This window comes from Sediminibacter sp. Hel_I_10 (genome assembly GCF_000688335.1).
Taxonomy (GTDB): Bacteria; Bacteroidota; Bacteroidia; order Flavobacteriales; family Flavobacteriaceae; genus Psychroserpens.
Genome location: NZ_JHZX01000001.1, coordinates 2,960,692 through 2,975,796, shown reverse-complemented (window position 1 = coordinate 2,975,796; position 15,105 = coordinate 2,960,692). Strand labels below are relative to the sequence as shown.

The window sequence follows — 15,105 nt, the reverse complement described above, 5'->3', positions numbered from 1 at the left end:
CTAACAAGATACGAAATTGATCTTAAAATATACGTTATTATTTAGGCGTTTGATATAAATTTCTGAACTTTACAGTCTAAAATGACGTTATGCCAAAAATTTCTCAAAAAGGGCAATTAATGCCCGAATCACCAATTCGTAAATTAGTGCCCTTTGCCGAGCAGGCATATAAAAATGGTAAAACCGTTTACCATTTAAATATTGGTCAACCAGATATTAAAACTCCAGAATTGGCATTAGATGCCATACGTGTGCACTCCCTAGACATCTTAGCCTATACACGATCTGAAGGATCTGAGGGATATAGAAAAAAAATAGCAGCCTATTATGCGAAAAATGACATCCATGTTGATCATGATGACATTATTGTAACTACTGGAGGAAGCGAGGCCTTGCTTTTTACGTTTGGAAGCATCATGGACACTGACGATGAAATCATAATTCCTGAACCTTTTTACGCAAATTACAATGGGTTTTCAACGGCTTCTAACATAAACGTTGTTCCTGTAATTTCTAAGATTGAAGATAATTTTGCTTTACCGGCAATAGAAGAGTTCGAAAAACTGATCACGCCAAAAACAAAAGCAATTCTTATTTGTAACCCAGGGAATCCTACAGGTTATTTATATTCAAAAGAAGAAATTCAAAAACTGGCCAAAATCGTAATCAAACATGATCTTTTCTTGATTGCTGATGAAGTGTATAGAGAATTTGTCTACGATGGAAATGCCTTTTACTCCATAATGCAAGAAGAGAGTTTAAAGAATCATGCTATCATGATTGATTCTGTATCTAAGCGTTACAGTATGTGTGGTGCAAGAATTGGATATATGGTGTCAAGAAATAAAGAGGTGATTAAAACAGCCATGAAATTTGCCCAAGCAAGATTGAGCCCTCCTACGCTTGCACAGATTGCTAGCGAAGCAGCTCTTGATACACCTCAATCTTACTTTGATGATGTGATTGCAGAATATACCGAACGACGTAATCTACTTATACAAGAACTTGAAAAAATTGAAGGCGTTAAAGTAGCTAAGCCCAAAGGTGCTTTTTACTGTATTGCAGAGCTTCCTATAAAAAATGCCGATGCTTTTGCGCAATGGCTCCTAGAATCATTTGATATTAATGATGAAACAGTCATGGTAGCTCCAGCTGGTGGTTTTTACTCTACAAAGGGAGTTGGCAACAATCAAATTAGAATCGCCTATGTTCTTAAAAAAGAAAGCTTAATAAAAGCGGTAGGGATTTTAAAAGAGGCCTTGAAGGTTTATAAAGACTAATGGATATAAGAAAAGACGTTTCTCTAAAACCTTACAATACCTTTGGCATAGATGCTAAAGCATCTTATTTTGTTGCTGTGTCATCCGTAGCGGAGTTAAAATCTGTTTTGGAACAGAAAGGCTATCCACAAAAGTTTATCCTTGGAGGAGGCAGTAATATGCTACTCACAAAAGATATAGATGCACTGGTAATCCACGTCGATATAAAGGGAATTGAAATTATAGAGGTTTCAGAAGACAAATGTCTAATCAAGTCTAATGCAGGAGAAAACTGGCACGAATTTGTTCTATTCTGTATTGAAAATAACCTTGGAGGACTCGAAAATCTTTCATTAATCCCAGGGAATGTAGGTACGGCTCCAATACAAAATATTGGGGCTTACGGGATAGAACTTAAAGACACATTTAAGTCTTGCGATGCGGTAAGCATCAAAACAGGCGCATTAAGAACGTTCAATAAAGACGAGTGCGATTTTGAGTATCGCGACTCCATATTTAAATCAAAATTAAAAGGAGCATACATTATCACCAGTGTTGTTTTTGAACTCTCTAAAACCAATCACCAGCTAAAAACAGGTTACGGTGCCATTGCAACAGAACTTGAAAAGAAAAACATCAGTGCCCCTTCTATAAAAGATATTTCAAATGCTGTAATTGCGATAAGACAGAGCAAATTGCCCGATCCTAAAAAAATTGGTAATAGCGGTAGTTTTTTCAAGAACCCTATTGTGAATATTAAACAATTTGAACGCCTAAAACTTAGTTTTGATGATGTGCCTAGCTTCCCAATATCACAAGATAAAGTTAAAGTTCCAGCGGGATGGCTTATAGAAAAGGCCGGTTTTAAAGGTAAAACCTTTGGCAATTATGGCGTTCATAAACATCAAGCTTTAGTTTTAGTAAATTACGGTGGAGCAACAGGAGAAGAGATCTTAAATTTATCTAAGCTTATACAACTCTCAGTTTCAAGACTTTTTGATATTGATATTGAAGCAGAAGTCAATATCATTTAAAATAACAAAAAGCCTCATTAGTTTGAGGCTTTTGTTATGCAAAATATAATTCGAATAAGCTATTAATCAATCTTCCTGAGGGACGGAATCACTTATATTTTACAAAAAATTTTATAAAAATCGGTGTCGTTTTAGTGTCGTATTTATTTACTAATTTTACCAACTTTATATAGATACGAGCAAAAAATAGTTTTGGACGTTTTGTCCCTTAATTTTTTTAAAAAATAAATTCTAGTGTCTTGAGCACCCCAATCGAAAAAAAAATAGTCGGATTACTGGAGAACGGTGATCAAAAAGCCTTAGACCTGCTCTATGAATATTATGGAGACAGTTTATACGGTGTAATTCTTCAAGTCACTTCTAATGAAGCATTGGCTCAAGACGCCTTGCAGGAAACCTTTGTTAAAGTCTGGAAAAACGCTAAAAAGTACGACTCCAAAAAAGCAAAATTATTCACTTGGCTTTACCGTATTGCCAAGAATACCGCTATCGATAAATTAAGAAGTTTTAATAATAGATTTGAAAAAGAAGTCCAAATCGACAAATCAGACGTATATATCCTACCAACAGCAAGTTTAAACCAAGATGTCATGGATTTAAAAGAGCATGTTGCAAGATTGGATCAGAAATACCAAATCGTCTTGAAAGCCTTATTTTTTGAAGGCATGACCCAGCAGGAAGCGAGTGATGAATTGGATATACCTTTGGGAACAATCAAATCAAGATTGAAAATTGGACTTAGAGAACTGAAGAAGGTCTATGTCCCAAAACATTGAAATAAAATGGAAGAAAAAGTACGTAAATTTTTAGAAACAGATCTCTTAGAGCGCTACGTTAAGGGAGACACTTCTAGTGTTGAGGATTTGAAAATCGAATCCTACATTGAACTTTATACTGAGGTTGACTCGGCTTACCAAGACTTACAAAATAACTTGGAGATTATTGCAAAATCTAACGCTGCTGAAGCGCCTCTTTTTATTCTAGACAATATAAAAGCTGCGATTAATAGTGAAGAAACTCCTGTGATTAACCTTGCTGAAAAGACAAGCAACAGAAGAACACCTTGGTTTGCTATTGCTGCTAGCTTAGTAGCAATGTTATTTGCTGGATCATCTTATATGTTATATGAAAGAAATAAGAGCTTACTTGAAGAAAACCAAGTTGTGGTTGATGAGATTTTTGATTTAAGAAATGACATTGATCAAAACAATAAAATATTGAATGAAGTGATGCGTCAGTTTGACGATCTTAACGATCCAGAAACTGAGAAATATGTCATGAGAGGTAATGGCCGTGCTAAAGATCTTAAAACGGTTGCTTACATTAATCCAGTAGAAAGAACTTCTATGATTGATGTGGTGACCTTACCTCAAATTTCAGATAATGAAGATTATCACATTTGGGCAGAAATGGAAGATCATTTTGTGAGCTTGGGAATTTTAGATCCCTCAGAAAAAAAGATGCAATCCCTTCCTTATATGGAAGATGCTCTGGGATTGAGTATCACTATAGAACCAAAAAATGCTAAAAACAGCAGTGGTGATAGTGCGGTAGCAGAAATAGAATTGAAAAGCAAAAACAACTAATCGTTTTTTGTATCACATTAAAAGCCATTTTTGAAAATTCAAAAATGGCTTTTTTTTGTTCAAAACCTTTATCTTTGTACAAAATTAGCTACTATGAAACTCGTTTTAATCACCTTAATCCTTTTAGGTTTAGGAGTTGCCGGAATTGCTATAAAAATTTGGGCAAAAAAAGATGGCAAATTTGCCGGTACTTGTGCAAGCCAGAACCCAATGCTCAATAAAAATGGTGATGCTTGTGGCTTCTGCGGCAAAAGTCCTGAACAATTCGAAAACTGTAACGAACCTCAACACTCATAGGCGTTGTCCACTTTTCTTGACGTATTATTTTACGTTTTTACGTCTATTCTAGTCATTCAGCTTACTTATTATATATTTATCTTCGGAAGATTCGCCTGGTTTAAACCAAAATCACAGCGGCCATCAAACCAGCCCGTTTCAATAATTATCTGTGCAAAAAATGAAGCAGATAATCTAACCAAAAATCTTCCTGCAATATTATCTCAATCTTACAGCAATTTTGAAGTTGTTCTTATAAATGACAGCTCCTCAGACCGCACACTTAAGGTGATGAAAGCATTTCAAAAAATGCATGACAACATCAAGATTGTTGATGTTAAAGCCGTTGAGGCTTTTTGGGGTAATAAAAAATATGCCTTAACCTTGGGGATTAAAGCAGCAACCCATGACCATCTATTATTCACAGATGCCGACTGTAAACCTAGTTCAAATCATTGGATAAGTAGTATCTGCTCCAAATTTGAGCAGGACAAAACATTAGTTATTGGATATAGTCCTTATGACAAAATAAAAGGTTCTTTTCTAAATATCCTGATAAGGTTTGAAACCTTCATGACGGCTATGCAGTATTTTTCATATGCAAAAATAGGCCAACCCTATATGGCCGTAGGAAGAAATCTTGCCTATAAGAAATCCTTGTTTTTTGAGGCTAATGGGTTTATAAACCATATTAAAATTAAGTCTGGAGATGATGACCTGTTTGTGAATCAAATGGCCACAAAAACCAACACCGCGATTTGCATAGAGAAAGAGAGTTTCATTTACTCTTCTCCAAAAAAAAGCTTTAAATCATGGCGCATCCAAAAAAGAAGACATATTAGTACCGCCGCTTTTTACAAAACCAAACATAAAGTAATGCTGGTCTTATTTTATATCTCCCAATTTTTGTTTTGGCTCTTGGCTATTTCGTTACTCGCACTGGCTTTTAAATGGGAAATTGTTTTAACCCTATGCCTGTTAAGGTTCATTGTTCAATACAGCGTTCTATATCCGGCGACAAAAACATTAGAGGAAAAAGACCTCTTATGGTATCTTCCAATAGTAGAATTCTTTCTCATTGTGTTTCAATTTTCTATCTTTATACAGAATCTTATTTCAAAACCTCAGCATTGGAAGTAAACGAAGCTATTGAACTCGCCAAAAACAAAGAACAAATTGCCTTTAAATTTTTGCTCGATCATTTTTGGAACGATGTTTACGGGTTTCAATTAAAGCGAACCCAAAATGAAAATGATGCTGAAGATATTACCATCCAAACTTTTGCCAAAGCATTTGATAAGATTCATACCTATAATTCAAAATATGAGTTCAAGACCTGGCTCATCACCATTTCAAAAAACTTACATATAGATTTAATACGAAAGAAGAAATCTATAATTGTAAGCACTTCGGCTGCCAATGATGATGACGATTATCATGGCATTATAGATGACTCTCCGTCTCCTGAAGATAAGATTATTACAGAACAAAATCTTGCAAAACTTAAGCGAGATATTAAAAAGCTAAAACCACATTACCAAGACGTCATCAACCTGCGGTATTTTCATGAGTTGAGCTATAGTGAAATTGCAGATCAAATTAATGAACCGGTCAATAATGTTAAAGTAAAGTTACTGAGAGCCAAAAAATTATTGGCCCATATTATTGACGCTTCCCGATGAAAATCGACTTAAAGAAACTGGGACCAGGACTCCTATTTGCTGGAGCTGCTATAGGGGTTTCTCATTTGGTTCAATCTACAAGGGCAGGTGCCGATTTTGGTTTTGGCTTACTTTGGGCCTTAGCATTAGCGCATCTCTTAAAATATCCTTTTTTTCAATTTGGGCCCAGATATGCACTCGCTACAGGAGAAACACTTTTGGACGGCTATCGCAAATTAGGTAAGGGTGTCCTAATAGCTTATTTCATTATCACTTTTGCCACGATGTTTACCATTCAAACAGCCGTTACAATAGTTACTGCAGGCTTAGCGACCTCTATTTTTGGAGGCTTTATTTCCATAGAAATTTGGACCGTAATCATATTGGCCATTTGCCTGATTATTCTTCTAAAAGGCCGCTATCAATTTCTTGATAAGTTGATGAAAATCATAATCATTACACTTACCATAAGTACTATTATTGCTGTAGTTGTTGCCTTTCAGAATCAAACTAAAAGTATTGTTTTTACTCAAGTTTTACCTGAGGTCGCACAAGTTGGTTTTCTTATTGCTTTTATGGGTTGGATGCCAGCGCCTCTTGATATCTCGATCTGGCACTCTATTTGGGCTATTGAAAAACAAAAAGGGAACAACGATTTTACTACAAAATCAAGCCTCTTCGATTTTAATATTGGTTACCTCTTTACCGTCATTATTGGTCTGGGCTTTATTTCACTTGGGGCACTCGTCATGTTTCAAACAGGCGCAGATTTTAGTTCAAAAGCAAGTGAGTTTTCTGATCAACTCTTAAACATGTATACCAAAAATCTTGGGGATTGGGCCTACATCATTATTGGTATTGCCGCGTTTACAACAATGTTCAGCACCACCTTGACCACATTAGACGCCTCACCAAGAGCCATGCACAAAACCACAGATTTACTCTTTAGCAACCTGATTAAAACGTCTTATGTGTTTTGGATCATGGTCCTTATTATGGGCACGATTTTGATTTATTTCTTTTTTGCTTCGGAAATGGGATTGCTCATAGAAATTGCAACGATATTATCCTTTCTTACAGCACCATTCTACGCCATCATCAATTACAAACTTATTTGCAGCAAGCATACACCTTTAGAGTGGAGACCGTCTCAATTAATGCACATTTGGAGTTGGCTTGGCATCCTTTTTCTCATTGGTTTTAGCCTTTGGTATCTCATGACCATTATATAGAGAATTGTGATATACTTCGTATCTTTGTAATCTATAGATTTATTGCATGAATACAGAAACGATATCTAAGCCGATTGTAGAACGCCAGCCGAAACCCAAATGGCTTCGCGTAAAACTTCCTACCGGAAAAAAATACACGGAATTACGGAGTTTGGTTGACAAATACAAACTCAATACCATTTGCACCTCAGGTAGTTGCCCTAATATGGGCGAATGCTGGGGAGAAGGCACCGCAACCTTTATGATTTTAGGTAATGTTTGTACAAGATCTTGCGGATTCTGTGGCGTTAAAACAGGACGTCCAGAAACTGTAGATTGGGATGAACCTGAAAAAGTAGGCCGTTCAATTAAAATCATGGGGATTAAACACGCTGTTCTTACCAGTGTAGATAGAGATGATCTTAAGGATATGGGCAGTATCATGTGGAGTGAAACCGTTAAAGCGGTAAGACGTATGAATCCCGAAACAACACTGGAAACACTTATTCCCGATTTTCAAGGTATTGAAGATCATATAGACAGAATTATTGATGTTGCTCCCGAAGTTGTCTCCCATAATATTGAAACCGTAAGACGTCTCACGCGTGAAGTAAGAATTCAGGCAAAATACGATCGCAGCATGGGGGTTTTAAAATACTTAAAAGCGCAAGGCCAGAGACGAACTAAATCTGGAATCATGCTAGGCTTAGGTGAAACTCGAGAAGAAGTGATAGAAACCTTACACGATCTAAGGGCCAATGACGTCGATGTTGTGACTATTGGACAATACCTTCAGCCTAGTAAAAAACACCTTCCAGTGAAGCATTTTATTCAGCCAGATCAATTTGATGAATATAAAGCGATTGGTTTAGATTTAGGATTTCGTCATGTAGAAAGTAGCGCTCTAGTAAGATCTAGCTATAAAGCACAAAAGCACATCAACTAATGATTACTATTGCCATTAATGGCTTTGGACGCATTGGAAGAAGAGTTTTTAGACTCATCCAAGAGCGAAGCGACATGCAAGTGGTAGCCATCAATGATTTGGCCGATGCTAGAACCTTAAGTCATCTTTTAAAATATGACAGTATCCATGGTGTATCTCGGCATCAAGTCTCTTTTTCTGAAGACACACTCATTGTCAATAGTATTTCTATACCTCTGAGCCACGGGAGACATCCTAGTGCTATTGATTGGTCGCCTTACCAACCCGACTTTGTTATTGAAGCTACAGGAAAATTTAAAATTTCCGAAGATCTTAAACACCATATTAAAAATGGAGCCAAAAGGGTCATTCTATCTGTACCGCCTTTAGAAGATGATATTGAAACCGTAGTGCTAGGTGTCAATGATAAAGACATTGATAGCAATGCAATGATATTATCTAATGCCTCATGTACTACAAATAATGCGGCACCCATGATAAAAGTACTAGACGAGCTTTGTGGCGTCAAACAGGCTTATATTACCACCGTACATTCTTATACAACTGATCAAAGTTTGCATGATCAACCACATTCAGACTTACGCAGAGCCAGAGCCGCAGGCCAATCTATTGTTCCTACCACGACTGGAGCAGCCAAGGCCTTAACAAAAATTTTTCCTCAACTCTCTGATGTTATAGGGGGTTGTGGTATTAGAGTACCCGTAGCCAATGGATCTTTGACCGATATCACACTTAACGTTGAGAAGACCGTAACTATAGAAGAAATTAATGCGGCTTTCAAAAAAGCTTCAGAAACAAATCTTAAGGGCATTCTCGAATACACTGAAGATCCCATTGTTTCCATTGATATTGTAGGAAACACACATTCGTGCATTTTTGATGCCTTAATGACATCGGTCATTGGAAATATGGTCAAAATTGTGGGATGGTATGATAATGAAACCGGATATTCCAGTCGGATACTGGATTTAATTTGCAATATATCGATAAAATAACTACGTTTGTCGGATAAATAATTATATTTACCATTACCTAATGGTACTTATGTCCAACGCTAAACTTTACATATTCGCTATTTTCTTAGGGGTTTCCTTTATACTTTCAGCTCAAAACGAGTCGGATGATTCAGAATCCCTTCTCCTCAGCATGGAAAATGCCATTGTATTTGCGCAATTTGATGCAGATCGTGGAGACTACTATAATGCCAGAGCCAAACTAGAAAAAGCATTAACGATTTCAGAAAAACTTGAAGACCGCGAGAGTCAAGGCATCATCCATTCTAAAATTGGCCGATTACACCACACAGTAAGAGAATACGATCAAGCACTTTCATCGCTCACAAAAGCATCTCAAATACAACGTGAGATTGGAGATTATAGCAACTTAGCCATCACATACAGTATTAAGGGAAATCTTCATTTGACCCTAAAAGAATATCAGGCTGCTCTCGATTACTATAACTCTGCTAAAAACCTTTTTCAAGAAAACAATCTTGAACCCATGTCCTCTGGAGTAAGTCTTAACGAAGCTAAGATTCAATATGAACTTAAGGATTACGAGAAATCAAAGGCCTACTTAGATGAAACCATTCAACTTGCAAAATCTTACGACCAACCTCTAATATTATCAAGCGCACTCATCTATATAGGTAAAATCTTGATAGAGACAGGAGATAACGCTCTGGCACTAGAAAAGGTAACTGAAGGGATTGAAATTGCTGAGACAAATGATATTATAGAAAATTTGAACGAGGGTTATTTAACCTTAAGTCTTATTTATCAAAACAAAAAGGATTTCAAATCTGCCCATGATTATCTTTTAAAGCATGTTGAAATCTCTGATTCTATTCTTAATATCGAAAGAGAAAATTTATCTCCAGATCAAAAGACCGAATATATCGACGCTTATAATCAAGCAGACTACCAAGAACTCAAAACCAAGTTAGAGGAACAAGAATCTGAAAGTAGCTTAGCCAAAATCACCACCATATTGAGTATTGCTCTCATCAGTATTCTCTCATTACTCACCTTAGCACTTTATAAAAACAATAATATTAGGCTTAAGTCCAATAACATGCTTCATGAAAAAAATGATGATCTTATTGAAGCCATGAAACGTGCAGAACAAGCATCTAAAACAAAGGCAAATTTCTTATCTACCGTAACGCATGAACTGAGAACACCGCTCTACGCAGTGACAGGTTTAACAAATATGTTACTTGATGAAGAACCAAGCGAAAAACAAATTCCGCATTTAAAATCCTTGAAATTTTCAGGAGATTATCTTTTACAGTTCATAAATGACATTCTTCAAATCAATAAAATTGAGGCAAACAAAGTAGAATTAGATCCTGTCTTATTCAACCTTAAAACGAAGGTCGAGAGCGTTTGCTCAGCCTTAAATAATTCAGCACTTGACAATCAGGTCAAAGTACATTTTGAATATCAAAAAGGTCTAGAGCACACCTTCGTGGGTGATAATCTTAAAATATCCCAAATATTAATTAACCTCATCGGTAACTCCATCAAATTCACAAAAGATGGGGATATCTGGGTAAGAGTATATAGCATCTCAAAAAACAATAACGACCATATTATTCGGTTTGAAATTGAAGATAACGGGATTGGTATTTCAAAAGAAAAACAAGAACACATGTTCGAGAGTTTTTCCCAGGGCTCAATTCAAATCAATAGAAAATACGGCGGCACGGGCTTAGGACTATCTATTGTTAAGGGCTTGATTGAAATATTAAATGGTAAAATTTTCCTCAAAAGTGAATTGGGCAAAGGGACAACTTTCTTTTTTGAAATCCCTCTAACCTACGCTCCTGAGACTGCTAAAATTGAAAAAGAAGATTATTCTAAAAATATTAAAGCGTTGGACATCTCAAATATTAAAATACTGATTGTTGAGGATAACAAGATCAACCAAATGATCACGAAGAAAATCCTCTCTAAAATGAACTTACAATGTGAAGTTGTAGATAACGGAGAAGATGCTGTAGAAAAAGTACGAAATCACAATTATGATGTGGTACTTATGGACATACACATGCCTGGCATTAGCGGTCTTGAAGCCACGAAGCAGATTAGAGCTTTTAATAAAGATCTTACCATATTTGCACTTACTGCTGTTACTCTCGAAGATAAAATGCAAGAATTTGACGAGGCTGGTTTTAATGATATTATTTCAAAACCTTTTAAACAAGAAGATTTTGAGAAAAAATTATTTGATGAGCTCTCTTCTAACAAAAAGACCACTGCCTCTACTCAATAAGATTTTACATAGCGTTTAACCTCTAAACTAAATGCTTGCTCTTTATCAAGAGCAAATTCAATAGGCAAATACCACAATTTAGAAGCGTCTTCTTTAGAGGTGAAGTGTGGTTTCAATCTCCCAAAATCTTTTTCTGTAGTTAATATAAACGGCTTTTTTTTGATAAGGTTGATTTCTTCTACAGAGAATTCATGATGATCCTTATAATTCAGGTGGTCAAAAACAATGGCTTTACCGTCTAGATAGTCTAAAAAAGGTTTAGGATTAGCGATACCTGTTACCACAGTAATTGGTTCTTTTTTTAAACTTTCCAAAGCTTTCGTTTCAATCATTCCATAAATAAAATCACTGTAGGTAATCCAACTAAAGTATACCTGCTGTTCTTTATTGGGTCTTAATTGATGAACGATGTGTAATTTCTCTGCTTCTGAAATACCACTTGGGCATTTGGTCACAACAATTAGATCTGCACGCTTAGCACCAGATCTTGCTTCTCTCAAATTTCCCGTTGGCAAAAGCATATCCTCACTGTACAAATTATGGTGAGGCGTCAATAGAATATTGAGCCCTGCTTTTACCTTTCTATGCTGAAAAGCGTCATCTAATAAAATTACTTCAGGATGATGACGAGACCTCAATATAGAAATACCCGCTCTTCTATTAGCATCTACGCTAACCAGAACGTCCTCAAATTTTTTATAGAACTGAAACGGTTCATCCCCTATGGTTAACGCTGTTGCCTTTTCATCTGCCAAAACAAATCCGCTGGTCTTACGTCCATACCCACGGCTCAAGGTCGCTATTTTATGATCAGACTTTAAGAGTCTAATCAAATATTCAATCATCGGTGTTTTCCCTGTACCACCAACACTTAAATTTCCCACACAAATTAAAGGAAAGTCATAAGATCTTGAGCGCTTTATGCCATGATCATAAAGTGTATTACGTATCCAAGTCACGAGAAAATAAAAGGGTACGAAAGGAAATAGGATTTTGCGCAGTAGCTTCATCTTAACGAATGTAAATATTTTATCTTTGTTTTTAAACTCAATACATTAAATATTATGATTGTTCAAGAGGTTATAACCTGTTTAGAAGCGCTAGCACCTTTAGACTATGCCGAAGATTTTGATAATGTTGGGTTGCTTGTTGGTAACCGAAAAAACGAGGTCTCCGGCATATTAGTCAGCTTAGACACTCTAGAAGAGGTTATTGACGAGGCCATTTCCAAAAACTGCAACCTGATTGTTAGTTTTCATCCTATTATTTTTAAAGGGCTGAAAAGCTTAACCGGAAAGACCTACGTTGAACGTACTGTCCTAAAGGCCATCAAACACGATATTGCGATATATGCCATTCATACTGCTTTAGATAATGCTTTAAAAGGTGTCAACAATATTATTTGTGACCAGCTTGGTTTAGTTAACCGCCGCATTTTAATTCCGCAACAAGGAACTATCAAAAAATTAACCACCTATGTGCCAAATGACCATGCGGAACAATTAAGAGCATCTCTCTTTAAAGCAGGCGCAGGCAACATTGGTAATTATGATCACTGTAGCTTCAACTCACAAGGATGGGGAACCTTCAAAGGCAATGAAGGCTCCAATCCAAAAATTGGAAAAAAAGGAGAACTGCATCAAGAAGCAGAAACTCAAATCTCCGTAACTTTTAATAAACATCTTGAATCAACAGTATTGAAAACCCTGTTTGAGCATCATCCTTACGAAGAGGTTGCCTTTGAAATCATTACACTTAACAATTTAGACCAACATATTGGTATTGGGATGTTAGGCGAACTTAAAGAAGCAGAGGACGTTCATACGTTTTTAAAAGATTTAAAAATAAAAATGAAAGTCCCCGCTATTAGACATTCACAGATTTTAAACCCAAAAGTTAAAAAAATTGCGGTACTCGGTGGATCTGGAAGTTTCGCTATTGATGCAGCCAAACGCCTTGGAGCAGATATGCTAATCACAGCAGATCTTAAATATCACGATTTCTTTTCTGCTGATGGTGATCTTATTTTAGTAGATATTGGCCACTATGAAAGCGAACAATACACAAAAAACTTTTTAGTAGACCATCTCTCGAAAAAAATCACTAATTTTGCACCTGCCTTTCCGCTAGGTCAGGTAATTTTATCAACTACAAATACAAATCCGGTAAAGTATTTATAATTATGGCAAAAAAAGCTGAAGCCTCTGTTGAAGATCGATTGAGAGCATTATACGATCTGCAATTAATTGATTCAAGAATAGACGAAATTAGAAACCTACGAGGGGAGTTACCCTTGGAAGTAGAAGATTTAGAAGATGAAGTAGAAGGCCTTAACAAAAGACTGGAAAAGCTTGGTAGTAATTTAGATTTAATTGATGACGACATCAAATCCAAAAAAAATCTAATTGAAGAGGCCAACGCACTTATCAAAAAGTACACTGAGCAACAAAAAAACGTTAGAAACAATAGAGAATACAATTCTTTGACTAAAGAAGTTGAATTTCAAGAATTAGAAATTCAATTAGCTGATAAGCATATTAAAGAATTTAAAGCTCAGATTGAACAGAAAAAAGAGGTCATTGATGAAACCAAAGACCGCTTAAAAGATCGTAAAGCGCACCTTAAACATAAGCGTAGCGAGTTAGATGCTATTTTGGCTGAAACTCAAAAAGAAGAAGATGCGCTTTTGAAAAAGTCTGAAGAATATCAGAAAAAATTAAATGAGCGTTTAGCGAATGCCTATTTGCGTATTAGAAACAATGTTAAAAATGGATTAGCGGTTGTGGCCATCGAGAGAGGCGCTTCTGGCGGATCGTTTTTCACAATTCCACCTCAAATACAGGTTGAAATTGCTTCTCGTAAAAAAGTAATCACCGATGAGCATAGTGGTAGAATCTTAGTTGACGCAGAATTAGCAGAACAAGAAAAAGAAAAAATGCACAAAATGTTTGCTAAACTTTAATTAGCAACTCTCTTATATTTAAAAAGCCTCAATGTAAATTGAGGCTTTTTTTGTTTCAATTTTAATATGCTTTGGGAACCATACATAGCATATTTCAAATTTTAATAAAACTTTCACATATTCAAACTTAAAGTTTTTGATAATTACACGACTACTGTAAAAAAGCATTTGTTATGAAAACCAGCATTACTACATTTTTATTGATTATCCTGATGAGCTGTCAAAATACCGCACAGCAAACTAAAATGACCGAAGCCCAGCAAAAAGTGGTTAACGCTACTCCTGTTGAAGTTCCTATGGAAAATGGCTTGGCCAAGGCATACTTTGCCAGTGGCTGCTTTTGGTGTGTAGAGGCCGTTTTTGAAAGTGTAGAAGGTGTTAAGGAGTCCATCTCTGGATATGCTGGAGGTCATACTAAAAACCCAACTTATGAGGCGAGCAACACAGGAAGAACAGGTCATGCCGAGTCTGTAGAAATCATTTACGATCCAGAAGTGGTGAGTTTTTCAACATTGGTTGACGTTTATTTTGCATCTCAAGACCCAACGCAAGTTAATGGACAAGGTCCTGATCGTGGATCTCAGTACCGTTCTATCATTTTTTATCAAAATGAAATGCAAAAAGACATTATAGAAACTAAAAAAGAGGCTTTATCAAAAGAACTCGATACCAATATTGCCGCCGAAGTTTATCCTTTTCAAAAATTTTGGAAGGCAGAAGATTATCATCAAAATTATGAGCGTTTAAATCCGGGTAATCCATACATTCAAAATATATCCATCCCAAGATTAAAACGATTTCAAGCTAAAATGCCTTCAGTATTAAAGGCAAATCACTAAAAAAAATAAGCCTTTCAGAATCTTACACAAAGATTTCCTGAAAGGCTTTTGTTTT

15 protein-coding genes are annotated in these 15,105 nt (G+C 36.0%); 14 read left to right on the top strand and 1 reads right to left on the bottom strand.

Going from position 1 to position 15,105, the window contains the following annotated elements; all coding sequences use genetic code 11:
- Positions 1-89 precede the first annotated feature (89 nt).
- From P176_RS0113505 to P176_RS0113455, 11 genes are all read left to right on the top strand, one after another.
- On the top strand, positions 90-1,280 hold the full coding sequence (locus tag P176_RS0113505; protein ID WP_026755202.1) for a pyridoxal phosphate-dependent aminotransferase: 1,191 nt from the start codon (positions 90-92) through the stop codon (positions 1,278-1,280).
- Positions 1,280-2,293 (top strand): UDP-N-acetylmuramate dehydrogenase, encoded by a 1,014-nt coding sequence (murB, locus tag P176_RS0113500; RefSeq protein ID WP_026755201.1) that lies wholly within the window; start codon positions 1,280-1,282, stop codon positions 2,291-2,293. Before P176_RS0113505 ends, murB begins: the two co-directional genes overlap by 1 nt.
- 239 nt (positions 2,294-2,532) lie before the next feature.
- Positions 2,533-3,069, top strand: coding sequence for an RNA polymerase sigma factor (locus tag P176_RS0113495; protein ID WP_026755200.1), 537 nt, complete (start codon positions 2,533-2,535; stop codon positions 3,067-3,069).
- A 6-nt stretch (positions 3,070-3,075) separates the two neighbouring features.
- Positions 3,076-3,879 (top strand): anti-sigma factor, encoded by an 804-nt coding sequence (locus P176_RS0113490; RefSeq protein ID WP_026755199.1) that lies wholly within the window; start codon positions 3,076-3,078, stop codon positions 3,877-3,879.
- A gap of 93 nt (positions 3,880-3,972) precedes the next feature.
- A complete protein-coding gene (locus P176_RS0113485; RefSeq protein WP_026755198.1) occupies positions 3,973-4,176 on the top strand; it encodes a hypothetical protein in 204 nt (67 codons plus the stop codon).
- Between the two features lie 3 nt (positions 4,177-4,179).
- On the top strand, positions 4,180-5,295 hold the full coding sequence (locus tag P176_RS0113480) for a glycosyltransferase (RefSeq protein ID WP_026755197.1): 1,116 nt from the start codon (positions 4,180-4,182) through the stop codon (positions 5,293-5,295).
- Positions 5,286-5,837, top strand: a complete 552-nt coding sequence (locus P176_RS0113475) for an RNA polymerase sigma factor (RefSeq protein WP_026755196.1) — start codon at positions 5,286-5,288, stop codon at positions 5,835-5,837. The genes P176_RS0113480 and P176_RS0113475 overlap by 10 nt, the downstream gene beginning before the upstream one ends.
- On the top strand, positions 5,834-7,048 hold the full coding sequence (locus tag P176_RS0113470; protein ID WP_026755195.1) for an Nramp family divalent metal transporter: 1,215 nt from the start codon (positions 5,834-5,836) through the stop codon (positions 7,046-7,048). Before P176_RS0113475 ends, P176_RS0113470 begins: the two co-directional genes overlap by 4 nt.
- A gap of 46 nt (positions 7,049-7,094) precedes the next feature.
- A complete protein-coding gene (gene lipA / locus P176_RS0113465) occupies positions 7,095-7,973 on the top strand; it encodes a lipoyl synthase (RefSeq protein WP_026755194.1) in 879 nt (292 codons plus the stop codon).
- Positions 7,973-8,968 carry a type I glyceraldehyde-3-phosphate dehydrogenase gene (gap, locus tag P176_RS0113460; RefSeq protein WP_026755193.1) on the top strand — a complete coding sequence of 332 codons (996 nt, stop codon included), beginning with the start codon at positions 7,973-7,975 and terminating at the stop codon, positions 8,966-8,968. Before lipA ends, gap begins: the two co-directional genes overlap by 1 nt.
- Positions 8,969-9,017: 49 nt before the next feature.
- A complete protein-coding gene (locus P176_RS0113455) occupies positions 9,018-11,249 on the top strand; it encodes an ATP-binding protein (RefSeq protein WP_026755192.1) in 2,232 nt (743 codons plus the stop codon).
- On the opposite strand, the gene lpxK is transcribed toward P176_RS0113455, so the two are convergent.
- Positions 11,243-12,259: a tetraacyldisaccharide 4'-kinase gene (gene lpxK / locus P176_RS0113450; protein ID WP_026755191.1), complete on the bottom strand. Its 1,017-nt coding sequence runs from the start codon at positions 12,257-12,259 to the stop codon at positions 11,243-11,245. The two genes, P176_RS0113455 and lpxK, sit on opposite strands and share 7 nt — an antisense overlap.
- 54 nt (positions 12,260-12,313) lie before the next feature.
- On the opposite strand from lpxK, the gene P176_RS0113445 reads away from it, so the two are divergent.
- The 3 genes from P176_RS0113445 to msrA all read left to right on the top strand — a co-directional run bounded on the left by P176_RS0113445 (position 12,314) and on the right by msrA (position 15,050).
- On the top strand, positions 12,314-13,429 hold the full coding sequence (locus P176_RS0113445) for a Nif3-like dinuclear metal center hexameric protein (RefSeq protein WP_026755190.1): 1,116 nt from the start codon (positions 12,314-12,316) through the stop codon (positions 13,427-13,429).
- A gap of 2 nt (positions 13,430-13,431) precedes the next feature.
- Positions 13,432-14,211 (top strand): zinc ribbon domain-containing protein, encoded by a 780-nt coding sequence (locus tag P176_RS0113440; RefSeq protein WP_026755189.1) that lies wholly within the window; start codon positions 13,432-13,434, stop codon positions 14,209-14,211.
- Between the two features lie 173 nt (positions 14,212-14,384).
- Positions 14,385-15,050: a peptide-methionine (S)-S-oxide reductase MsrA gene (msrA, locus tag P176_RS0113435; RefSeq protein ID WP_026755188.1), complete on the top strand. Its 666-nt coding sequence runs from the start codon at positions 14,385-14,387 to the stop codon at positions 15,048-15,050.
- Positions 15,051-15,105: the final 55 nt, after the last annotated feature.